General features: G+C 58.9%; 19 protein-coding genes. 12 read left to right on the forward strand and 7 right to left on the reverse strand.

All coding sequences use genetic code 11. The features are described 5' to 3' along the window. Positions 1 to 2 precede the first annotated feature (2 nt). The 6 genes from V0R60_RS09840 to V0R60_RS09865 all read right to left on the reverse strand — a co-directional run bounded on the left by V0R60_RS09840 (position 3) and on the right by V0R60_RS09865 (position 7,226). The gene (locus V0R60_RS09840; RefSeq protein ID WP_330079263.1) at positions 3 to 878 is read right to left on the reverse strand and encodes a symmetrical bis(5'-nucleosyl)-tetraphosphatase; all 876 of its coding nucleotides are present in this window, start codon (positions 876 to 878) and stop codon (positions 3 to 5) included. After that, positions 878 to 1,258: a Co2+/Mg2+ efflux protein ApaG gene (gene apaG, locus V0R60_RS09845; protein ID WP_136474213.1), complete on the reverse strand. Its 381-nt coding sequence runs from the start codon at positions 1,256 to 1,258 to the stop codon at positions 878 to 880. Before apaG ends, V0R60_RS09840 begins: the two co-directional genes overlap by 1 nt. Positions 1,259 to 1,365: 107 nt before the next feature. Beyond that, the gene (gene rsmA / locus V0R60_RS09850; protein WP_330079264.1) at positions 1,366 to 2,169 is read right to left on the reverse strand and encodes a 16S rRNA (adenine(1518)-N(6)/adenine(1519)-N(6))-dimethyltransferase RsmA; all 804 of its coding nucleotides are present in this window, start codon (positions 2,167 to 2,169) and stop codon (positions 1,366 to 1,368) included. Next, complete coding sequence (gene pdxA / locus V0R60_RS09855; RefSeq protein WP_330079265.1) at positions 2,166 to 3,155, reverse strand: 4-hydroxythreonine-4-phosphate dehydrogenase PdxA; 990 nt, start codon at positions 3,153 to 3,155, stop codon at positions 2,166 to 2,168. Before pdxA ends, rsmA begins: the two co-directional genes overlap by 4 nt. Further along, positions 3,152 to 4,468 carry a peptidylprolyl isomerase gene (locus V0R60_RS09860; RefSeq protein ID WP_136474216.1) on the reverse strand — a complete coding sequence of 439 codons (1,317 nt, stop codon included), beginning with the start codon at positions 4,466 to 4,468 and terminating at the stop codon, positions 3,152 to 3,154. Before V0R60_RS09860 ends, pdxA begins: the two co-directional genes overlap by 4 nt. Next, positions 4,449 to 7,226: an LPS-assembly protein LptD gene (locus V0R60_RS09865; RefSeq protein WP_330079266.1), complete on the reverse strand. Its 2,778-nt coding sequence runs from the start codon at positions 7,224 to 7,226 to the stop codon at positions 4,449 to 4,451. The genes V0R60_RS09860 and V0R60_RS09865 overlap by 20 nt, the downstream gene beginning before the upstream one ends. Positions 7,227 to 7,356: 130 nt before the next feature. Between V0R60_RS09865 and V0R60_RS09870 the strand changes: the two genes are divergently transcribed. The 3 genes from V0R60_RS09870 to V0R60_RS09880 are packed head-to-tail and all read left to right on the forward strand — an operon-like array spanning position 7,357 to position 9,816. Further along, complete coding sequence (locus tag V0R60_RS09870; protein WP_136474218.1) at positions 7,357 to 8,382, forward strand: aminoglycoside phosphotransferase family protein; 1,026 nt, start codon at positions 7,357 to 7,359, stop codon at positions 8,380 to 8,382. Beyond that, positions 8,379 to 9,050 (forward strand): N-acetylmuramate alpha-1-phosphate uridylyltransferase MurU, encoded by a 672-nt coding sequence (murU, locus tag V0R60_RS09875; RefSeq protein WP_136474219.1) that lies wholly within the window; start codon positions 8,379 to 8,381, stop codon positions 9,048 to 9,050. Before V0R60_RS09870 ends, murU begins: the two co-directional genes overlap by 4 nt. A 1-nt stretch (position 9,051) precedes the next feature. Then, on the forward strand, positions 9,052 to 9,816 hold the full coding sequence (locus V0R60_RS09880; protein ID WP_330079267.1) for a TerB family tellurite resistance protein: 765 nt from the start codon (positions 9,052 to 9,054) through the stop codon (positions 9,814 to 9,816). On the opposite strand, the gene V0R60_RS09885 is transcribed toward V0R60_RS09880, so the two are convergent. Continuing rightward, a complete protein-coding gene (locus V0R60_RS09885; protein WP_330079268.1) occupies positions 9,813 to 10,817 on the reverse strand; it encodes an alpha/beta hydrolase family protein in 1,005 nt (334 codons plus the stop codon). The two genes, V0R60_RS09880 and V0R60_RS09885, sit on opposite strands and share 4 nt — an antisense overlap. Positions 10,818 to 10,911: 94 nt before the next feature. On the opposite strand from V0R60_RS09885, the gene V0R60_RS09890 reads away from it, so the two are divergent. The 9 genes from V0R60_RS09890 to trpE all read left to right on the forward strand — a co-directional run bounded on the left by V0R60_RS09890 (position 10,912) and on the right by trpE (position 21,721). Beyond that, a complete protein-coding gene (locus V0R60_RS09890) occupies positions 10,912 to 13,311 on the forward strand; it encodes a PAS domain-containing sensor histidine kinase (RefSeq protein WP_330079269.1) in 2,400 nt (799 codons plus the stop codon). Position 13,312: 1 nt separating this feature from the next. Then, on the forward strand, positions 13,313 to 13,942 hold the full coding sequence (locus tag V0R60_RS09895) for a response regulator (protein ID WP_136474223.1): 630 nt from the start codon (positions 13,313 to 13,315) through the stop codon (positions 13,940 to 13,942). A gap of 257 nt (positions 13,943 to 14,199) precedes the next feature. Continuing rightward, entirely contained in the window at positions 14,200 to 15,324 is a 1,125-nt protein-coding gene (locus V0R60_RS09900) for an ABC transporter ATP-binding protein (RefSeq protein ID WP_136474224.1), read from the forward strand. Positions 15,325 to 15,364: 40 nt separating this feature from the next. Continuing rightward, positions 15,365 to 16,399, forward strand: coding sequence for an ABC transporter substrate-binding protein (locus V0R60_RS09905; RefSeq protein WP_136474225.1), 1,035 nt, complete (start codon positions 15,365 to 15,367; stop codon positions 16,397 to 16,399). A gap of 64 nt (positions 16,400 to 16,463) precedes the next feature. Beyond that, the gene (locus V0R60_RS09910; RefSeq protein ID WP_136474226.1) at positions 16,464 to 17,711 is read left to right on the forward strand and encodes an ABC transporter permease; all 1,248 of its coding nucleotides are present in this window, start codon (positions 16,464 to 16,466) and stop codon (positions 17,709 to 17,711) included. An 11-nt stretch (positions 17,712 to 17,722) separates the two neighbouring features. Further along, positions 17,723 to 18,547 carry an ABC transporter permease gene (locus tag V0R60_RS09915; RefSeq protein ID WP_330079270.1) on the forward strand — a complete coding sequence of 275 codons (825 nt, stop codon included), beginning with the start codon at positions 17,723 to 17,725 and terminating at the stop codon, positions 18,545 to 18,547. Between the two features lie 133 nt (positions 18,548 to 18,680). Then, a complete protein-coding gene (gene rpe, locus V0R60_RS09920; RefSeq protein ID WP_136474228.1) occupies positions 18,681 to 19,355 on the forward strand; it encodes a ribulose-phosphate 3-epimerase in 675 nt (224 codons plus the stop codon). Further along, positions 19,352 to 20,170: a phosphoglycolate phosphatase gene (locus V0R60_RS09925; protein WP_136474229.1), complete on the forward strand. Its 819-nt coding sequence runs from the start codon at positions 19,352 to 19,354 to the stop codon at positions 20,168 to 20,170. Before rpe ends, V0R60_RS09925 begins: the two co-directional genes overlap by 4 nt. Positions 20,171 to 20,239: 69 nt before the next feature. Beyond that, entirely contained in the window at positions 20,240 to 21,721 is a 1,482-nt protein-coding gene (gene trpE, locus V0R60_RS09930; protein WP_136474230.1) for an anthranilate synthase component I, read from the forward strand. Positions 21,722 to 21,796 lie beyond the last annotated feature (75 nt).

Consider the following 21,796-nt stretch of genomic DNA (forward strand, 5'->3'; position numbering starts at 1 on the left):
CTTCAGGACTGGTCGTTCAGTTTAGTCGGTGGTGTGGAAGTAGGCTGTGGGCTGGGAGTGCCTTCGTCGGTGCATTCACAACGATGCAGTTCGCCACTGTCGACGTTGTACAGCGTCATGGCACCGCCCCATACACATCCCGTGTCCAGGGCAACGACACCAGGCTCGTTGCAGCGGCCTTCGAGGGCGGCCCAGTGACCGAAGATGATTTTTACATGGCGTGAGCGACGGCCCTTGTGGGCGAACCAGGGTTTGTAGCCAGGTGGTGCAGTGTCTGCGCCTTCCTTGCCTTTGAGGTCGAGTTTGCCCTCGCTGGTGCAGAAGCGCATGCGAGTGAAGTAGTTGGTGATCACCCGCAGGCGCGTCACGCCGCTGAGGTTCTTGCTCCACTTGTTCGGCTCGTTGCCGTACATGCCATCGAGATAAAGCTTGAGGCGATTGTCATCGCGCAGGGCTTCTTCTACTTCGCTGGCATGCTCCAGGGCTTTACCCAAGGTCCATTGCGGGGGAATGCCTGCATGCACCAGCACCACACCACGTTGTTCATCATAGTGCAGCAGCTTTTGCTGCCGCAGCCATTCCAGGAGTTCGCCAGCGTCTGGCGCCTGGAGAATCTCGCGCAGGGTGTCGTTCTTCTTCAGGCGCTCAATGTTATGCCACGCTGCCAGCAGGTGCAGATCGTGGTTGCCAAGGACGCAGACCAGCGAATCACGTATCGAATACAAGAAACGCAGGGTTTCCAGGGACTCCGGGCCGCGGTTGACCAGATCGCCTACTAGCCACAGGCGGTCGACTGCCGGGTTGAAGTTGACGCGCTCAAGGAGGCATTTCAGCGGCTGCAGGCACCCCTGCAAGTCGCCGACTGCATAGACAGCCATTAGTGCAGAGCCCCAGGAACGGCCAGGCGGAAGGGTGCGATGGTGGCATCAAAGCGCTTGCCGTCGTCGGCCAGCATTTGATAAGTGCCTTGCATGGTACCCACCTGGGTGCTGATGACCGCGCCACTGCTGTAGGTATGCTTGTTGCCCGGTTCGATCCGAGGTTGCTGGCCTATCACGCCGGCGCCCTTTACTTCTTCAACCTGGCCATCGCCATTGGTGATCAGCCAGTGACGTGACATTAATTTGGCTGGAATGGATCCGTTGTTGTGCACGGTGATGGTGTAGGCAAAGGCGAAACGGTCGATCTCTGGGTCGGATTGTTCTTTGAGAAAGCGGGTGACGACGCTGACGTCGATCTGGTAGCGGGGATCTGACATGCAAGGGGCCTTGGAAACAGACGCTAATACGGCAATGGCGTCCAGTCTAGGCTATTGGCGGGGTTGCCGGCCAGTCATGCAGGCATGACTGGCCATTGCAGCGCTTGTCAGGCGCCTTGCTGCTCGGCCAGTTTGTCGGCGAGGCGGACAAAAGCGGCGAGGTCCAACTGCTCGGGACGCAAGCTGCCATCGACGCCTGCGGCTTCGATAGCTTCGCTGCTGAGCAGGGCCTTGAGCGTGTTGCGCAAGGTTTTGCGGCGTTGATTGAAGGCTTCGCGAACGATGCGCTCAAGCAGTCGGTGGTCCTTGGCCGGGAACGGCAAGGTCTGGTGTGGAACCAGACGAACGATTGCCGAGTCGACTTTCGGTGGCGGATTGAATGCGCCAGGGCCGACGTTGAACAGGTGTTCGACCCGGCAGTGATACTGCACCATGATCGACAGACGGCCCCAATCGCCGCCGCCAGGGCCGGCAGCCAGGCGCTCGACTACTTCCTTCTGCAACATGAAATGCATGTCGCGGATCAGCTCGGCGTTGGACAGCAGATGGAAAATCAGCGGCGTGGAGATGTTATATGGCAGGTTGCCAACCACGCGCAGGCTGTTTGGTGCAGCGCCCAGGGTGGTGAAGTCGAACTTCAGGGCGTCACCCTGATGCAGGCTGAAGTTTTCACGACCCGCAAATTGCTGATTGAGGATCGGCACCAGGTCCTTGTCCAGTTCGACCACGTCAAGCTGGGCGCCGCTATTGAGCAGGCCTTCGGTCAGGGCGCCCTGGCCCGGGCCGATTTCCAGCATGCGTTCACCTGCCTTGGCATGAATCGAGCGCAATATGCGGTCGATGACGCCAGCGTCGTGAAGGAAGTTCTGGCCAAAGCGCTTGCGCGCCCGGTGTTGGTATTGCTCACTCATATTCGGGTCTCGGCCATCTGGTAGGCGGTTTCCAGGGCGACTTGCAGGCTGCCGGTGTCGATCTTGCCGCTGCCGGCCAGATCCAGGGCGGTGCCGTGATCGACCGATGTACGGATGATCGGCAGGCCCAGGGTCACGTTGACTGCTGCGCCAAAGCCTTTGTACTTGAGTACGGGCAGGCCTTGGTCGTGGTACATCGCCAGCACCGCATCGCAGTGCTCCAGATATTTTGGGGTAAACAGGGTATCGGCAGGCAGTGGGCCACGCAGGTCCATGCCTTCGTTGCGCAAGCGTGCCAATGTGGGTTCGATGGTGTCGATTTCTTCGTGGCCCAGATGGCCACCTTCACCGGCATGCGGATTTAGGCCGCACACCAGGATGCGCGGGTTGGCGATGCCGAACTTTTGTTGCAGATCGGCATGCAGTATTCGCGTGACTCGCTCCAGGCGTTCCGGCGTGATGGCGTCGGCTACCTCACGCAAAGGCAGGTGAGTCGTCACCAGCGCTACGCGAAGGCCGCGCGTGGCAAGCATCATGACCACCTGGGCGGTATGGGTCAGGTCGGCAAGAAATTCAGTATGGCCGGAGAAGGCGATACCACTCTCGTTGATCACGCCCTTATGCACAGGTGCGGTGATCATCCCGGAAAAGTGTCCGTCCAGGCAGCCTTGTCCTGCTCGCGTCAGGGTCTCCAGCACGAAAGCAGCGTTAGCTTTATTCAACTGGCCAGCCACTACCGGCTGCTGCAGCGGCGTGTCCCATACATACAGGCTACCGGCTGGGGCAGGCTGGTCGGGAAAGCGTTCGGGTAACACCGGCACCAGGTTGATGGCCACACCCAGTTGCGTGGCCCGCTCAGCGAGCAGGTCACAACTGGTAATGGCAATCAGGGGGTGAGGCTGGGCTTGCGTGGCGAGCAGCAGGCACAGGTCTGGACCTATGCCGGCTGGCTCGCCGGGGGTGAGAGCAAAGCGCTGGGCGCTCACTGTGCGCCCTGGTCGACGCCAGGAAGCTTGATTTCGACGTAGGCTTCGTCACGGATCTGACGCAGCCAGGTCTGCAGCTCTTCATCGTACTTGCGGTTGCGCAGTACGTTCATTGCCTGTTGCTCACGCGCTTGCTCGGTGCTGTCCGTGGCGCGGCGGCCAAGGACTTCAAGAACGTGCCAGCCGTATTGTGTCTTGAATGGCTTGGTGACCTGGCCTTGTTGGGCGCTGGCCATTTCTTCGCGGAATTCCGGGACCAGGGCGTTCGGATCGATCCAGTTCAGATCGCCACCGTTAAGGGCCGAACCTGGGTCTTCGGAGTAGCTTTTGGCCAACTGAGCAAAGTCTTCGCCGTTCTGGATGCGCTCATAGAGCTTGTCTGCCAGTTCCTTGGTAGCCGCTTCGCTGCGAATTTCGCTTGGCTTGATCAGAATATGGCGGACATGCACCTCGTCACGCACCATGCTCTGGCCGCCACGTTTTTCCTGCAGCTTGAGAATGATGAAGCCGCCTGGGGTGCGAACCGGCTCGGTCACTTCGCCAGCCGACATGGAACTGAGCAGGCGGTCGAACGGAGGAGGCAATTGAGCCGCTTTACGCCAGCCCATCTCGCCACCTTCCAGCGCGGTTTCGCTTGCCGAGCGGGCGATCGCCAGTTGGGCAAAGTCGGCGCCTTGTTTGAGCTGCTGGTAAACCTCACCGGCTTGCTTGGCCGCGGCCTGGATTGCAGCCGAATCGGCGCGCTCCGGGGTCGGGATAAGGATGTTGGCCAGGCGGTACTCTTCGGACAGTTGCATCTTGCCCATGTCCGAGGCGAGGAAGTTCTTCACTTCCTGCTCCGAGACCTGAATGCGCTCAGCGACTCGGCGCTGACGCACGCGGCTGATGATCATCTCGCGACGAACCTGTTCGCGGGCATCGTCATAGGACAGCCCGTCACGCGCCAGGGCCGAGCGGAACTGTTCAATACTCATACCGTTGCGTTGGGCAATGGTGCCAATGGCCTGGTTGAGCTCCTCGTCGGTGATGCGAATACCTGAGCGATCGCCGATCTGCAGTTGCAGATTCTCGACGATCAGGCGCTCAAGCACCTGCTGGTCGAGCACGCCGGGAGGCGGGGCAGAGCCACCGCGCTTGGCGATGGTCTGCTCGACTTCGCGCACGCGCTGGTCCAGCTGGCTTTTCATGACCACATCGTTATCGACGATGGCCACAACGCTATCCAGAGGTTGCACGGCGGCATGCGCCGTGCTGCTCAGCAATACAGCGCCCAGCAATAGCGGGCGCAGACAATCAGTAAGCTTGGTCTTCACGTGTACGATAACCTTGAATGCCTTCGTCGAGGAAAGAATCGACCTTGCTGCCAACTACACCACCGAGGCCTTTCAGCACGATCTGTAGGAAGACGCCATGGTCGCCTTTTTCGTTGGATGGTGCGTCCTGGCTGAATTCGTCGTAATCGATCCAATAGCGATTGATCAGGCGCAGTTTCCAGCAGCAGTTGTCATATTCAAAACCACCCATGGCTTCCAGGGTGCGGTTGCGGTTGTAGTCATGCTGCCAGCGTGCGATCGCGGTCCACTGCGGGACAATCGGCCACATGACAGAGAAGTCATGCTGCTGGATCTTGTAGTAGTCCTTGATGTAGTTCGGGCTACCAGGGGTGCCGTAGTCGCCACCGCCAACCTGCCAACGACCGGTGCTCTGGTCGTAGCGGACCATGTCGTTACGATAGCGATAGCCAAGGTTAACGATTTTGTTGACGTTGTCTTCTGGCTGATAGTGGAACATGGTGCTGCCGGAGCGAGTGCTACGGCTGTCTGGGTCCCAGTTAAAGTCAGCGTTGAGGCGCCAGTCACGGTTGAAGCGGTACAGGTATTCAAGGGCATACGGGGAGACATCGGATTTTGAGTCTTCACGTGTGCGGTAATCGATTCGTGGCAACTGAACCTTGCGATCCTTGAAGTACAGGGCTTGGCCGACGCTAAGGCGTTGACGCTCGAAGCCGTTCTCCTCGATCCAGCGGTTGGTCACGCCCAGCGATAGTTTGTTTTCGTCACCGATTCGATCGGAGCCGCTGAAGCGATTGTCGCGGAACAGCGACGAGTAACTGAAGGTCGATTCGCCGGTGTCGAAAACTGGAATATCTGTCTGATCCTCGTAAGGCACGTACAGGTAGTACAGTCGCGGCTCAAGAGTCTGGCGGTAGTTTTTACCGAACCATTGGGTATTTCGGTCGAAATACAACCCACTATCAACGCTGAATACAGGCACGCTGCGATCTTGTGAGCTACTGAATTGCTCATCGGGAGCAAGTGTCTGTTTGCCTCGTTGATCCAGGTCCAACTGATAGTTCGTGTAGACGTACTTCAGCGACGGTTTGACGTAGCCATAAGAAGCATTCATCGGCAGGCTGATCGAAGGTGCCAGATTGATACGGTCACCATTGGATCGCGCCAAACCAGCCACACGGGTGTCGTACCACGGGGTGGAGACGCCATCTTCGTCGGTGAAATTACCTTTACGCAGGTCGCGGTCGAAACGCACGAACTCAGTGTTGTAAGCGAAGTTCAGCCCACCCGGCTCATATGGCAGCTTGCCATTGAAGGTGATCTGCGGCAGACGGTCGTATGGTGTGATCTTGCTGATCGTCGCCAGTTTATAGCCCTGCAGATTCAGCCGTGCGGTGTAGTTATCACCACGGTAGTTCAGAGCACCCTGTTGATTGACATAGTCTTGGCTTTCTACGCCAATCTGATCCGACTCCAGATCCTGGAAGTAATACGGGTCGCTGATGTCGGTGTAGTCAACTTCAGCCATGAGGCGCTCATCCAGCCCGCCTTTGTGCTGCCAGTTGACCATCCAGCGCTGATCCTCGTAATCGGATTGCAGCTTACGATCATCATTCTTGTCATTAAGGTAAGCCCCACCAAACTGACCTTCACTGGACTTGGTCAGGTAGCGGAACTCGCCTTCCATCAACATGCCACGTTTGGCCATGTAGCGTGGATACAAGGTGGCGTCGTAGTTTGGCGCCAGGTTGAAGTAGTACGGCGTAACCAGCATGAAGCCGGTGTCGCTGCTGGTACTGAACGATGGCGGCAGGAAGCCGGACTGGCGACGGTCGTCGATCGGGAAGTAGATATAAGGTGTGTAGAACACCGGAATATCCTTGACCCGCAGGGTGACGTTGGTCGCGGTACCGAAGCCGGTGGCCGGGTTCAGGGTGATGTTGTTGCCCTTGAGCTGCCAGGCGTTGCTGTTCGGCTCACAGGTGGTGTAGGTACCATCCTTGAGGCGGATGATGGCGTTCTCGGCACGCTTGGCGTAAAGCGCGTTACCGCGAATACGCGACTTGTGCATGACGTATTCGGCGTTGTCGACCTTGGCTTCGCCTGTGTCGAGCTGAATGTCGGCATGATCGCCCACAACCAGTGATCCATTGTCGCGGATCTTGACGTTACCGCTCAGCTCGCCTCGGTTTTCGGCTTGATACAAGTTGGCCTCGTCGGCCTCGACCTGCATGCTGCCCTGGCGCATGACCACGTCACCGGCGAGGGTGGCGATCTGCTGCTCCTGCTGGTAGCGGGAAACCTTGGCGCCGATAAAGGTCGGTGCTTCGTCCTTTGGCGTGGTGTCAGTCATGCCAGGACGGGTGGGCTCGATATAGGCCCCCGCACAGTACGGGCCGGTCTCGGCAAGTTGCGCAGGCGTCAGTTGGTCACGCGGAACCCAGTCCAGGTGGCTGTAATCTTCACTGCGGGACTTGAGGCCACGGCCCTTGCTCTCGGTAACGAGCATCTGGCCTTTGCCGGATTCAGCAGCAGCTTCGCCGGCCTCACCGGTGGCTTCACCTGCCGCGCTGACGGCTGCACCAGGGTGCACCGGGCGTGGTGGCAGCGTGGCAGCGTTGGTCTTGGGCTTGCAGTCCCAGCCTCCGGCAGCGGACACTTGGCAGTCGAACTGCTCTGCAGCGACCACGTACGAGGTTGCCAGAGGTTGCAGTGCCAGCAGACCGCCGGTGACCAGCAACGGGAATTTTTTACGAAACGCGGGGGATTTCAATGCCATCTTATTAGTCCGGGCTTCCTGCGTGCCATCTGCCCGCGTGTGGGGCCGCACGCCTCTCGATGGTCTGAAAAAGATGCTGGATAATAAAGCATGACCCGCTTGACGGCTAGGGCCGTCGGAGACCCTTGTAATGCCTGATCATGATGTACGCCTGCAACACCTTACTGTCTGGCTCGAAGAACAACTGGCGAATCTGTTTCAGAAACAGGGCTGGGGTACTGTTCCGAGCGCTAGCCTGACCGCTGCCAGCAGCGATGCCAGCTTTCGTCGCTACTTTCGCTGGCAGGCTGATGGCCGTAGTTTTGTGGTGATGGATGCGCCGCCCCCTCAAGAAAACTGCCGTCCTTTTGTCGATATCGATCACTTGCTGGCCACTGCCAAGGTCAATGTTCCGGTTATCCACGCGCAGGATCTTGAGCGTGGTTTCCTTTTGCTCAGCGATCTGGGCACCCAGACATACCTGGATGTAATCAACGCGGATAACGCCGATGGCCTGTTCGATGCCGCCATCGAAGCGTTGCTGGCATTTCAGCAACTGCCAATGCAAGCACCGTTGCCAAGCTACGATGTGGCACTGTTGCGCCGCGAGCTTGAGTTGTTTCCCGAGTGGTACGTGGGCCGTGAATTGGGCGTGGCGTTCACCGATGCACAACTGGCGGCCTGGCAGCGGATCAGCACTGTGTTGATCGACAGCGCACTGGCCCAGCCGAAAGTGCTGGTGCATCGCGACTATATGCCACGCAATCTTATGCAAAGCGTGCCCAATCCGGGTGTGCTGGACTTTCAGGATGCCGTTTACGGCCCAGTCACCTATGACATCACTTGCCTGTTCAAGGACGCCTTCCTGAGCTGGCCACAAGCGCGCGTGCAGGGGTGGCTCAAAGATTACTGGCAACGGGCCCAAGCCAAGGGCATCCCGGTCCAGGCTGATTTCGAGGATTTCCATCGCGCCAGCGACTTGATGGGCGTACAGCGCCACCTCAAGGTCATCGGGATTTTTGCGCGAATCTGCCACCGTGATGGCAAACCGCGCTACCTGGGCGATGTGCCGCGCTTCTTTGCCTATATAGACGAAGTCATCTCTCGCCGCCCAGAGCTGGCCGAATTGGATGAGCTGATTGAAAGTCTGCAGGTCGCTGCAGGAGCACGTCCATGAAGGCAATGATTTTGGCGGCGGGAAAGGGTGAGCGGATGCGTCCGCTGACCTTGCATACGCCGAAACCCTTGGTGCCCGTGGCCGGCGTGCCGCTGATCGAGTACCACTTGCGTGGCCTGGCGGCTGCGGGTTTCAAGGAAGTGGTGATCAATCATGCCTGGCTGGGGGCACAGATCGAGGCTCACCTGGGCAATGGCGCTGGCTGGGGGTTGAGCATCAGCTACTCGGCGGAGGGTGAGCCGCTGGAGACGGGGGGGGGCATCTTCAAGGCGCTGCCCCTGTTGGGTAAGCAACCCTTCGTGTTGGTTAATGGCGATGTCTGGACCGAATACGATTTCTCCAGGCTACCGAAAACACCTGCCGGCCTTGCCCATCTGGTACTGGTCGACAACCCCGGCCACCATGGCCAAGGTGATTTTTGCCTGCAGCAAGGACTTGTCAGTGATGGAGCGGATGGCGCTGCCACCTTGACCTACAGCGGCATTGCCGTGATCGATCCGGCCTTGTTCGATGGCTGTGAGGCAGGTGCCTTCAAGTTGGCACCGTTGCTGCGCGATGCGATGCGCGCGGGCCGGGTGACTGGCGAGCACTATTCAGGATGTTGGGTGGATGTCGGCACCCTGGAGCGCTTGGCCGAAGTCGAGCAATTGATCAAAGGGCGCCGCTGATATGTTGTGGCCGAGCACAGTGATTGGTGCCGGAGCCGGCTTCGCCATTGCCAGTATTCCTGGGGCATTGCTGGGGGCGCTGCTGGGTCAGGCGATGGATCGCCGTATGCAATTGCACAGTTGGGCCCATGTTCGTGAGCGCCTGGGTGGGCGTCCGGTATTACGTGACGACGAAGTGCTATTCGTTCTGCTTGGTCGTTTGGCCAAGAGCGATGGCCGCGTGGGCGAGGGGCACATCCAGCAAGCGCGGCAGGAGATGTATCGCTTGGAGATGGGCGAGCCTGAGCGTCGGCGGGCCATCGCCGCGTTCAACCGTGGCAAGAATGGCAACGACCGCCTGAGTAATTACCTGGTGCGCCTGAAGCAGCAACCCCATGCTGCCGAAGGAATGCTGCGGGCTTGCTGGCGTATGGCCTGGGCCGATGGCCGGGCAGGGCGCCACGAACGCGAGTTGTTGCTCGACTGGGGGCAGAAGCTGGGATGGTCGGCGGCCAAAGTCCAGGCGCTGGCCCTGGAGTATGAACCTCAGCGGCATGGTTTGTCCGACGCAGGCCTCGGCTATCAGCAAGCCTTGCGCTTGCTGGGCGTCGAGCAGCATACGGAGCCAGGCCAGATCAAACAGGCCTATCGCCGGTTGCTCAGCCGCCACCACCCGGACAAATTGGTGGGTAGCGGCGCCAGCCCGTCCCAAGTGCGTGAAGCCACCGATCGCACACGTGATTTGCATCAGGCATACGCGGTCATCCGCCAGCGCCGTGGTTTTTAGTCGGTTTTTTTCGGGCTAAGCCAACCTCGGATCCGACGATACAGTTGCTCTTGCTCCGCCGTGTTATTGCCAGGCATGGCGGTCAATCCAACCTGGTGATAGTTGTTGTCCTTGAGGCGTTTACTGGCTTTCAAGCGCAGGGCTGCTGCCCGCCGTGCCTGTTCCTGATTTGTATAGAAGAAGTCTGCCGTAGGCACTTTCAGTGAAGGTGCCAGCACCTCCAGGCTCAGTTCGGCCCGCGCCGGTGTCTGCGCTGCGACCATCACCAGCTTCTGGATCTGCGCAGGTTGCCGTTCACTGATATAGCGCGCGGCCCAGTAGGCTCCACTGCCATTGCCAAGCAGCACGACACTGCGCGCATTGTGTTGCTGGGCGTAGGCAACGGCTGCATCCAAACGCGCGAAAATTCGTTCAGCATCCGCTTTGTCATCACTGTTGGAGGCTGCAGGCTGGGTGGCGCTCTCGCTGGTTTCCCCTTCTGCGGCTGTCGCTTGTTCGACACTGGCATTGGCGTTGTCAGGGGTATCCTTGGCCGGCGCGCTTTGACCCTGGGCCACCGGCTGGCTCGGTGCTGGCGCAGTTTCGACGCGGGCTTGCGGGCTGTCGACCAGAAGATCTGGCAGGCTCAAGCTCAGGCTGTGCCAGCCACCATCCGGAAACTTGCGGCGCAAGGGGCCGACAGTTTTCGGCCAGTCAGCAGTCTCTCCAGCACCGGCGAGGATAATCAACGCGCCCTCCGGCTCGCTGGTGTTAGCGGGTTTCCACAAGGCGAGAAAACTGTCACTGCCTGCTTGCAGCGTTTGCTGCTCGTCGCGGGGCACTTGTCGTTCCAGTGCCAGGGCATCTTCCTGGCTACGCTCGGCCAATGGCTGGCGCTGGACAACCGGCGGCTGCTCATTGGTCGATGCTTGCGGAGTTTCGCCCGCGGCTGCTTGTGCGCTACAAGGTAGTATCAATGAAAGGCAAAACGCCGGTAGCGTCGTGCGATAAAGTGCGAACATGGATTGATCCAGGCCAGAGTTGTACCGGCAGCCTAATAGTATTTGTCCGGGACGGCCATGTTCGGTGGCCATCCATTGCTTGATGAGCGTTTAGATGAAATCAGTGCGCTGCCTGTTGCTTATCGGCTGTTTCTGCTGGTCCTTGATCGCGTGGGCTGCCCCTGCAGTCACGCCGCCTGCTGTGGTTCTCGAGCCTGCGCAGCAGCAGTGGCTCGAGCAGCATCGAAGTCTGCGGGTAGGCTTGGTGCTGCAGGCGCCTTTTGCTCAGTTCGATCGTCGTCTCCAGCAACTGTACGGGGTCAATGTGCAGCTGATGAACTGGCTGGGGCAGTCGTTGGGGCTGGATCTGACGTGGCGCAACTTCACCGATCAAGCCGCCCTGGAGCAAGCATTGCGCGCCGGAGAGATCGATCTGGCCCCCGGCCTGACCCAGACACCGGCTGGTTTACGTTTGTGGTTGTTCAGTGATCCGTACATGCGTGTGCCGCAGTTGATTGTCGGGCCGCGAACGGGCGCTGTGGCAGTTGATCTGGAAAAACTCACCGACAACGAACGCGTCGCGGTACGTATGCCGAGCGCTATAGCTGACTATCTGCGGGCCACGTACTCGAACCTCAACTTGCAAGGTGTTCCCCAAGAACGCGAGGCGCTGCAACTGGTGCTCAGCGAGCAAGCCCGTTATGCAGTGATCGATGAGGCGCAGTTGAGCAGGCTCTCGCGCGAGAGTGAGTTCAGCGACCTGGCGGTTGTCGGTGACATTGGTTTGCCCCAACTTTTGCGGGTCGCTTCACGGCGCGATTGGCCGTTGTTGGCGGAAATTCTTGAGCGCGGCCTGCAGGCCATTCCGGCCAAGGACCTGGAGCAGTTGCATCAACGCTGGCTCGAGCCAAAGTATCCAAGACTGAGTGAGTCGCCGGGATTCTGGCAAAACCTGAGCCTGTTGTTTGCCGCTTTGCTGTTCAGCAGCATGGCTATTGTGATTTGGCAGCGACGCCAGTTGCATCAGCTGGAACACAACCTACTGACCGCACGGGAAACCATCAACCAGCGCCGGGCGCGGGAAGAGGCGCTGCGCTTGAGCCAATTCTCCATCGACCAGAGCACTGTAGGCATTCTTTGGGTCAATTGGGACAGTCATGTGCGTTACGCCAACCGGGCAGCTGAAAGCATGCTCGGCTACAGCGAGGGTGCCGTGGTCGACCGACCTCTGATCGATTTCGAGCCCGGTTTGCATATGGATCGCTGGCTTGAACTGTGGAAAGGCGCGCGTAGCAGCAACGACGTCGCTCAGCACTTCGAAACTCAATGCGTGCGCGCTGATGGCAGTGTTCTGCCAGTGGACGTATCGCTGAGTTTTCTACGCTTTCGCGACGCCGAGTACCTGGTGGTGTTTCTTACCGATGTCACCGAGCGTCGGCGGGCGCTGGCAGCCTTGCGCGAAAGTGAGGCCAGGCTCAAAGGTATAGCTGGCAACGTTCCGGGCCTGGTTTTTCGACTTGAACGTAACCCGGCTGAGGGTGAATTGGAGTTTCCCTATATCAGCGAAGGCAGCGAGGCTTTGGTTGGCTACACACCAACTGCGTTGCAGCATCCTGAAATGGGCTTGCGCAACCTGGTTCATCCGGAAGATCGCGCGGACTATCACAAAGTCCAGGACCTTGCCCTGGCCACCGATCGCGACTGGTCCTGGCAAGGACGAATTTTGACCCGCGACGGTGAACAGCGCTGGGCCGATATCAAAGCCAGTACTCGAAGCCTGGGCGATGGTCGTGTGGTCTGGGATGGCGTGGTCTGGGACATCACCCCCAGCAAACGCATCGAACTGCAACTGGCCCGCTCCCAGGAGCAATTGCGTGAACTGTCGGCGCACATGGAAAGTGTACGTGAGGAGGAGAAAGCGCGAATTGCCCGAGAAGTACATGATGAATTGGGACAGATGCTCACAGTGCTGAAGTTGGAAACGTCCATGTGTGAGCTGGCCTACGCCGATCTCGATCCTGGTCTCAATGAGCGCCTGTCCAGCATGAAGCGATTGATTGCTCAATTGTTCCAATTGGTTCGCGATGTCGCCACGGCGCTACGCCCACCGATTCTGGATGCCGGCATCGCGTCGGCAATCGAGTGGCAGGCGCGGCGGTTCGAGGCGCGTACGCAGATACCGTGTCTGGTGCAGGTGCCGGAAAACTTGCCGGCGTTGAGCGATGCCAAGGCCATTGGCCTGTTTCGCATCTTGCAGGAGGCGCTGACCAACATCATGCGCCACGCGCAAGCGCATACTGTGCAGATCAGCCTGAGCCTGGACAGTCAGATATTGCGTTTGACGGTCATTGACGACGGCATTGGTTTTGCCCCGGACGAAAGTCGTCCGACGTCTTTCGGCTTGGTGGGCATGCGTGAGCGCGTATTGATGCTGGGCGGGCAAATGATCCTTGAGAGTGAACCCGGCGAGGGCACCAGCCTGAGTGTGGGAATTCCCCTGAAACAGGAGCAGTAATGTGATTCGAGTTCTGGTTGCCGAAGACCACACCATTGTCCGTGAAGGCATCAAGCAACTGATTGGGCTGGCCAAGGACATGCAGGTAGCAGGGGAGGCCGCTAACGGTGAACAACTGCTGGAAACTCTGCGTCATACCGACTGTGAAGTCGTGCTGCTGGATATTTCCATGCCGGGGGTCAATGGCCTTGAGGCGATTCCGCGTATACGTGCGTTGAACAATCCCCCAGCGATCCTGGTGCTGTCGATGCACGACGAAGCCCAGATGGCCGCGCGGGCGCTGAAGGTGGGTGCCGCAGGCTACGCCACCAAGGACAGCGACCCGGCGCTGTTGCTGACTGCGATTCGGCGGGTCGCTGGGGGCGGGCGATACATCGATCCGGACTTGGCCGACCGCATGGTCTTCGAAGTCGGATTGACTGACTCCCGGCCATTGCACTCTTTGCTGTCGGAGCGAGAGTTCTCGGTATTCGAGCGCCTGGCCCAGGGCGCTAATGTCAACGACATCGCCCAGCAACTGGCGTTAAGCAACAAGACCATCAGCACCCATAAGGCGCGTCTGATGCAGAAGCTCAATGTGAACTCGCTGGCGGAGCTGGTGAAGTACGCCATGGAGCATAAGCTGCTCTGAGTGTTCCAGAAACGACGCTGGGTCTACTGAATCGCGGGGCAAGCCCGTTCCTACAGATCGGCTGTCATGGGAGCGGACCTGCCCCGCGATAGCTTTTAGGCCACTGGCACATATCCAAAAACGTCATCTTTGTAGGGCAATCCCTACCCCAGCCCTTCCATCTTGCTGATGGAAATCTCTCCTCAGTGCCGATTTGCGGCCGTCGGTCCCTTCACTAGGCTGTGAACACGGCAGTCATCCAACAAGAAGGTACAGGTATGAGTGAGGTGAATTCGAGCGCTGCAGCCGGCGAAGTGCTGGTCAGCTTCCGTGGTGTGCAGAAGAGCTACGACGGCGAATCGCTGATCGTCAAAGACCTCAATCTGGATATTCGCAAAGGCGAGTTCCTCACCTTGCTCGGCCCCTCCGGCTCCGGCAAGACCACCAGCCTGATGATGCTCGCAGGTTTTGAAACGCCCACCGCCGGAGAAATCCAACTGGCAGGTCGCTCGATCAACAATGTGCCGCCGCACAAGCGTGACATCGGCATGGTGTTCCAGAACTACGCATTGTTTCCGCACATGACCGTGGCCGAGAACCTGGCCTTCCCGTTGAGTGTGCGCAACTTGAGCAAAACCGACATCAGCGAACGCGTCAAACGCGTGCTGAACATGGTTCAGCTTGATGCCTTCGCCAAACGCTACCCCGGTCAACTGTCGGGTGGCCAGCAACAGCGTGTGGCCCTGGCCCGGGCACTGGTGTTCGAACCGCAATTGGTGCTGATGGATGAACCGCTCGGTGCGCTCGACAAGCAACTGCGTGAACACATGCAGATGGAGATCAAGCACCTGCACCAGCGCCTCGGTGTCACTGTGGTCTATGTGACCCATGATCAGGGCGAAGCGCTGACTATGTCTGACCGTGTAGCGGTTTTCCATCAAGGTGAGATTCAGCAGATCGCCGACCCGCGCACCCTTTATGAAGAGCCGAAGAACACCTTCGTCGCCAACTTCATTGGTGAAAACAACCGTATCAATGGCCGCCTGATCAGTCAGGACGGAGAGCGTTGTCTGGTGCAGCTTCCTCGCGGTGAGAAGGTCGAAGCGCTGGCCGTCAACATCGGTCAGAGCGGTGAGCCCGTCACCCTTTCCATTCGCCCCGAGCGTGTACGCCTGAACGGTCATAGCGAGAGCTGTGTTAACCGATTCTCTGGTCGGGTCGCCGAATTCATCTACCTGGGCGACCACGTACGGGTCCGTCTGGAAGTGTGCGGCAAGGCCGATTTCTTCGTGAAACAGCCTATTGCCGAACTCGACCCGGCCCTGGCCGTGGGCGATGTGGTACCGCTTGGCTGGGAAGTGGAGCACGCCCGCGCGCTTGATCCGATTCTGGAAGCCAATTGAAGGTTTGCTTCACCAACCCTGTACTGTGGAGAGAATAATAATGCTCAAACACTTGAAGTTGACCGCTCTGACGCTGGGGCTGTTTGCAGCGGGCCAGGCCATGGCAGCGGCTGATCTGACCGTGATCTCTTTCGGCGGCGCCAACAAGGCCGCCCAGACCAAGGCATTTTACGAGCCGTGGGAAAAGGCGGGCAACGGCAAGATCGTTGCTGGCGAATACAACGGTGAAATGGCCAAGATCAAAGCCATGGTCGATACCAAGAGCGTGTCCTGGAACCTGGTTGAAGTCGAGTCTCCAGAGTTGGCCCGCGGTTGCGATGAAGGGATGTTCGAAGAGCTCGATCCGGCGCTGTTCGGTGACGAGGCAGATTATGTTCCTGGTGCGATTCAGCCCTGTGGTGTCGGCTTCTTCGTTTGGTCCACCGTCATGGCCTACAACGCTGACAAACTGAAAACCGCTCCGACCAGTTGGGCCGATTTCTGGGACACCAAGCAGTTCCCAGGTAAGCGTGGGCTGCGCAAGGGCGCCAAGTACACGTTGGAGTTTGCCTTGATGGCTGACGGCGTTGCGCCAAAGGATGTCTACAAGGTGCTCGGTACCAAAGAAGGCCAGGACCGCGCTTTCAAGAAACTCGATGAACTCAAGCCCAGCATCCAGTGGTGGGAAGCAGGGGCGCAACCGCCTCAGTATCTAGCCTCGGGTGATGTGGTCATGAGCTCGGCCTATAACGGCCGGATCGCCGCCGTGCAGAAAGAAAGCAACCTGAAAGTGGTGTGGAACGGTGGCATCTACGACTTTGATGCCTGGGCCATTCCAAAAGGTGCGAAGAACGCTGAAGACGCGAAGAAATTCATCGCCTTCTCGGTCAACCCTGAGCAACAGAAGACCTACTCGCAAAACATTGCCTACGGTCCGGCCAACTCCAAAGCGGTGAGCCTGCTCTCCGACGAGGTCAAGAAAGACATGCCGACCACCCCGGAAAACATCGCCAACCAGGTGCAGATCGATGTCGCCTTCTGGGCTGACAACAGTGAGCAGCTGGAACAACGCTTCAACGCCTGGGCTGCCAAGTAAGGTCGGCTGATGAAGCGTCGGCCTGTTGCCGGCGCTTCCTGTTCTCAAGATTTCGGAGTTCGCTATGGCCATCGCAGTGCCCCTGAATGAAGGCGCCGGTTCCACCCTCAAGCAGCGTCTGGCGCGTGCCGAGCGGGTCAACCGCTGGAAGGCGCAAGCCCTGATCGCACCGCTGGCGCTGTTCCTGCTGCTGATTTTTCTGGTGCCCATCGCCGCGCTGCTCTACAAAAGCGTCGGCAACCCGGAAGTTGTCACTGGCTTGCCGCAGACCGTTGCAGCCGTTGAGCAGTGGGACGGCAAAGGGCTGCCAGGTGAGTCGGTGTACAAGGCATTGAGTGAAGACCTGGGGCAGGCGCGCAAGAACCAGACCCTTGGCGATACGTCCAAACGTCTTAACATGGAGCTCGCCGGCTATCGCAGCCTGCTGGCGAAAACCGCCCGCGCCTTGCCGTTCAAGACCGAGCCGGCTTCCTATAAAGAAGCGCTGCAGGAGTTGGATGAGCGTTGGGGGGATCCGGCCTATTGGCAGGCTATTCGCCGTAACACCAGTAGCGTCACACCGTTCTATCTGCTGGCGGCGGTGGACCACCGCATCGACGACCTCGGCGAGTTGGCCAAGGCTACGCCGGACCAGTCCATCTACCTGGATATTTTCACCCGGACCCTGTGGATGGGCTTCGTTATCACCGCAATCTGCCTGGTGTTGGCCTATCCGCTGGCGTACTTGCTCGCCAACCTGCCGACTCGGCAAAGCAACTTGTTGATGATTCTGGTGCTGCTGCCGTTCTGGACATCGATCCTTGTGCGGGTTGCGGCCTGGATTGTGCTGCTGCAGTCGGGCGGTCTTATCAATAGTGCATTGATGGCTCTGGGTATCATCGACAAACCACTGGAACTGGTGTTCAACCGCACCGGTGTGTACATCTCCATGGTTCACATTCTGCTGCCTTTCATGATTCTGCCGATCTACAGCGTAATGAAAGGGATCTCACCCACGTACATGCGTGCAGCAATCTCCCTGGGATGCCATCCATTCACCAGCTTCTGGCGGGTGTACTTCCCGCAGACCTACGCCGGCGTAGGTGCGGGCTGCCTACTGGTATTCATTCTGGCCATCGGCTACTACATCACCCCGGCGTTGCTCGGCAGTCCGAATGACCAGATGGTCAGCTACTTCGTGGCGTTTTATACCAACACCAGCATCAACTGGGGCATGGCTACCGCGCTGGGCGGCCTGTTGCTGCTCGCTACCGTGATTCTGTACCTGATCTATAGCTGGCTGGTCGGCGCCAGCCGTCTGCGTCTGAGCTGAGGAGCGTTGTCATGCTGAGTCCTTACATGTCGCCCGTCGAGCGGGTCTGGTTCTACAGCTTGCGCATCCTTTGCGGGCTGATCCTGTTGTTCCTGGTGTTGCCGGTTCTGGTGATCATTCCGCTGTCTTTCAACTCTGGCAGCTTCCTGGTCTATCCACTGCAGGGCTTTTCCCTGCAGTGGTACCACGACTTCTTCGCCTCGGCCGAGTGGATGCGGGCCCTGAAGAACAGCATTATCGTCGCCCCGGCGGCGACCGTGCTGGCGATGATCTTCGGTACCCTGGCTTCGATCGGCCTGACCCGGGGCGATTTCCCCGGCAAACCGCTGATCATGGCGCTGGTCATTTCCCCGATGGTGGTGCCTGTGGTGATTATCGGCGTGGCCAGCTATCTGTTCTTTGCTCCGCTGGGCCTGGGTAACAGCTTCATTTCGCTGATTCTGGTGCATGCGGTACTGGGTGTACCGTTTGTCATCATCACCGTTTCGGCGACGCTGCAGGGCTTCAACTACAACCTTGTGCGTGCGGCAGCCAGCCTCGGCGCTTCCCCCGTTACCACTTTTCGCCGCGTAACTTTGCCGTTGATTGCTCCTGGGGTGATCTCTGGCGCCTTGTTCGCTTTTGCCACCTCGTTCGATGAAGTGGTTGTGACGCTGTTCCTGGCCGGCCCTGAACAGGCGACCTTGCCTCGGCAGATGTTCAGCGGCATTCGCGAGAACCTCAGTCCGACCATCGCCGCGGCGGCGACCCTGTTGATCGCATTTTCGGTGCTGCTGCTGACACTCGAATGGCTGCGTGGGCGTAGTGAAAAACTGCGTACTCAGCAGCCTGGTTGACGGTATCGCGTCGCAAGCCCGCTCCCGTTGTGGGAGTGGGCTGCATCTGTCGTACGGTTTGATACCGGTCAGCCGGTGACCGTTTCCCTGAGGTACAATGCGCGCCACCGTGATTCTGCCCAACAGGTGCGCCATGCAGCCCTACGCTATTGCCCCCTCCATTCTTTCTGCCGATTTCGCCCGCCTGGGTGAGGAAGTCGACAATGTGCTGGCCGCTGGTGCCGACATTGTTCACTTCGATGTGATGGACAACCACTACGTTCCCAACCTGACCATCGGCCCTATGGTCTGCACCGCACTGCGCAAGTATGGGGTTAGCGCGCCGATCGACGTGCACCTGATGGTCAGCCCGGTCGACCGTATCATTGGCGATTTCATCGACGCAGGTGCCAGTTTCATTACCTTCCATCCGGAAGCTACCCTGCACATCGATCGTTCACTACAGTTGATTCGTGACGGCGGTTGCAAGGCTGGTCTGGTGTTCAATCCGGCAACCCCGCTCGACTCCCTCAAGTACGTGATGGACAAGGTCGACATGATCCTGTTGATGAGCGTCAACCCAGGCTTTGGCGGTCAGAAGTTCATTCCCGGCACCCTCGACAAGCTGCGCGAAGCCCGTGCGCTGATCGACGCCAGCGGCCGCGATATCCGCCTCGAGATCGACGGCGGAGTGAATGTGAACAACATTCGCGAAATCGCTGCTGCTGGTGCCGATACCTTCGTTGCCGGCTCGGCGATCTTCAATACGCCGGACTACCAGGAGGTTATCGCTAAAATGCGTGCCGAACTGGCCCTGGCTCGCCCATGAGTGGCTTCGAGCAGCTTTTCCCCGGGGCGCTGCCCAGGCTGGTCATGTTCGATCTGGACGGTACCCTGATCGATTCGGTTCCAGATCTGGCTGCGGCGGTGGATCGAATGCTGCTCGAAATGGGGCGTAAGCCCGCAGGCCTGGAGGCCGTGCGCCACTGGGTTGGAAACGGTGCCCCGGTGCTTGTGCGTCGGGCCCTGGCGGGTGGCCTGGACGATACCGCCGTCGATGAGGACGAAGCAGAGAAAGGCCTGGAGCTGTTCATGCAGGCCTATGCTGACAATCACGAACTGACGGTGGTTTATCCCGGGGTGAGGGACACGCTCAAATGGCTGCATAAGCAGGGCGTTGAAATGGCCCTGATTACCAACAAGCCGGAGCGCTTCGTTGCGCCGTTGCTCGATCAAATGAAGATTGGCCGTTACTTTCGCTGGATCATCGGTGGCGACACCCTGCCACAGAAAAAGCCTGACCCGGCAGCCTTGCTGTTTGTCATGAAAATGGCCGGCGTGTCCGCCGAGCAGGCTTTGTTTGTCGGTGACTCGCGCAGTGATGTGTTGGCGGCCAAGGCCGCTGGAGTCAAGTGCGTAGGTCTGACTTATGGTTACAACCATGGGCGCCCGATCAGCGATGAAGCTCCTTGCCTGGTTATTGATGACTTGCGCGCACTGTTGCCTGGTTGCTTAGATGCGGCCACTGGGATAACGTTGACAGACGTTCATTCCCCCAAAGATAGAGATTCCATCGTGGCGGTTACCAGCAAACTCTGGATGAAAGTCATCAAGGCCTTGGCCCGTTGGCGTTGGCGCGCCTGACTGTTCCCTGCCGACCCATGTCGGCCTGTTTGCCTGTCTGACCCATTTGCTGTTTGCCACGAGGCTATCATGACCCGCGAAGAGTTCCTGCGCCTGGCTGCTGCCGGCTACAACCGTATTCCTCTGGCCTGCGAGACGCTGGCCGATTTCGACACGCCGCTGTCGATCTACCTGAAACTGGCTGATCAACCTAACTCCTACCTGCTCGAGTCTGTGCAGGGCGGTGAGAAGTGGGGGCGTTACTCGATTATTGGCTTGCCCTGCCGCACAGTGTTGCGCGTGCATGACCATCAAGTACGAATCACCCATGATGGCGTAGAGATCGAGCGTCACGACGTGGACGATCCGTTGGCCTTTGTCGAGGCCTTCAAGGAACGCTACAACGTACCGACCATTGCCGGTTTGCCGCGCTTCAACGGTGGCCTGGTGGGTTACTTCGGCTATGACTGCGTACGTTACGTAGAGAAGCGTCTGGGCAAGTGCCCGAATCCTGACCCGCTGGGCGTTCCAGACATTTTGCTGATGGTTTCCGACGCCGTCGTGGTGTTCGATAACCTGGCGGGCAAGATGCACGCCATTGTGCTGGTCGACCCAGCCCAGGAACAGGCTTACGAAAGCGGCCTGCAGCGTTTGGAAGGCTTGCTTGAACAACTGCGCCAGCCGATTACTCCGCGTCGCGGCCTTGAGCTGGGTGGTCCGCAAGCGGCTGAGCCGACGTTCCGCTCCAGTTTTACCCAGAACGACTATGAGCGTGCAGTCGATACCATCAAGGAATACATCCTGGCGGGCGATTGCATGCAGGTCGTGCCCTCTCAGCGGATGTCGATCGACTTCAAGGCAGCGCCGATTGATCTCTACCGCGCGCTGCGTTGTTTCAACCCGACACCCTATATGTACTTCTTCAACTTCGGCGACTTCCATGTCGTCGGCAGTTCACCTGAAGTGTTGGTAAGGGTCGAAGACAACCTCGTTACTGTTCGTCCCATCGCAGGCACTCGCCCACGTGGTGCAACTGAAGAGGCAGATCGGGCGCTTGAAGAAGACTTGCTGTCGGACGACAAGGAAATCGCCGAGCACCTGATGCTGATTGACCTGGGCCGCAATGATGCTGGTCGCGTGTCCACCACCGGCACCGTGAAGGTCACCGAGAAGATGGTGATCGAGCGTTATTCCAACGTCATGCACATCGTTTCCAACGTTACCGGTGAACTGAAGGAAGGCCTCAGCGCCATGGATGCGCTGCGCGCAATCTTGCCTGCGGGCACCTTGTCCGGGGCGCCAAAGATTCGCGCGATGGAAATCATCGATGAACTTGAACCGGTCAAACGCGGTGTGTACGGCGGTGCGGTCGGTTACTTCGCCTGGAACGGCAATATGGACACAGCAATCGCGATTCGCACTGCGGTCATCAAGGATGGCGAGCTGCATGTACAGGCCGGCGGCGGCATTGTTGCCGACTCGGTACCTGCACTGGAATGGGAAGAGACCATCAACAAGCGCCGGGCGATGTTCCGGGCCGTAGCGCTGGCGGAACAGACGCCACGCAGCTAATCAAAATCGCGGCGCCCCAAGCGCGCCGCCTAGCGCCTGTACACCCGGCGAAATTGATTCCAGAGGTTGAACCCA

The organism is Pseudomonas auratipiscis (genome assembly GCF_036324085.1).
GTDB classification, from domain to species: Bacteria; Pseudomonadota; Gammaproteobacteria; order Pseudomonadales; family Pseudomonadaceae; genus Aquipseudomonas; species Aquipseudomonas auratipiscis.

Bases quoted from the DNA above. Each gene is read 5' to 3' on its own strand.
- V0R60_RS09840 (WP_330079263.1), bottom strand. From the start codon at position 878: ATGGCTGTCTATGCAGTCGGCGACTTGCAGGGGTGCCTGCAGCCGCTG.
- apaG (WP_136474213.1), bottom strand. From the start codon at position 1,258: ATGTCAGATCCCCGCTACCAGATCGACGTCAGCGTCGTCACCCGCTTT.
- rsmA (WP_330079264.1), bottom strand. From the start codon at position 2,169: ATGAGTGAGCAATACCAACACCGGGCGCGCAAGCGCTTTGGCCAGAAC.
- V0R60_RS09865 (WP_330079266.1), bottom strand. From the start codon at position 7,226: ATGGCATTGAAATCCCCCGCGTTTCGTAAAAAATTCCCGTTGCTGGTC.
- V0R60_RS09870 (WP_136474218.1), top strand. From the start codon at position 7,357: ATGCCTGATCATGATGTACGCCTGCAACACCTTACTGTCTGGCTCGAA.
- murU (WP_136474219.1), top strand. From the start codon at position 8,379: ATGAAGGCAATGATTTTGGCGGCGGGAAAGGGTGAGCGGATGCGTCCG.
- V0R60_RS09880 (WP_330079267.1), top strand. From the start codon at position 9,052: ATGTTGTGGCCGAGCACAGTGATTGGTGCCGGAGCCGGCTTCGCCATT.
- V0R60_RS09885 (WP_330079268.1), bottom strand. From the start codon at position 10,817: ATGTTCGCACTTTATCGCACGACGCTACCGGCGTTTTGCCTTTCATTG.
- V0R60_RS09890 (WP_330079269.1), top strand. From the start codon at position 10,912: ATGAAATCAGTGCGCTGCCTGTTGCTTATCGGCTGTTTCTGCTGGTCC.
- V0R60_RS09900 (WP_136474224.1), top strand. From the start codon at position 14,200: ATGAGTGAGGTGAATTCGAGCGCTGCAGCCGGCGAAGTGCTGGTCAGC.
- V0R60_RS09905 (WP_136474225.1), top strand. From the start codon at position 15,365: ATGCTCAAACACTTGAAGTTGACCGCTCTGACGCTGGGGCTGTTTGCA.
- V0R60_RS09910 (WP_136474226.1), top strand. From the start codon at position 16,464: ATGGCCATCGCAGTGCCCCTGAATGAAGGCGCCGGTTCCACCCTCAAG.
- V0R60_RS09915 (WP_330079270.1), top strand. From the start codon at position 17,723: ATGCTGAGTCCTTACATGTCGCCCGTCGAGCGGGTCTGGTTCTACAGC.
- rpe (WP_136474228.1), top strand. From the start codon at position 18,681: ATGCAGCCCTACGCTATTGCCCCCTCCATTCTTTCTGCCGATTTCGCC.
- V0R60_RS09925 (WP_136474229.1), top strand. From the start codon at position 19,352: ATGAGTGGCTTCGAGCAGCTTTTCCCCGGGGCGCTGCCCAGGCTGGTC.
- trpE (WP_136474230.1), top strand. From the start codon at position 20,240: ATGACCCGCGAAGAGTTCCTGCGCCTGGCTGCTGCCGGCTACAACCGT.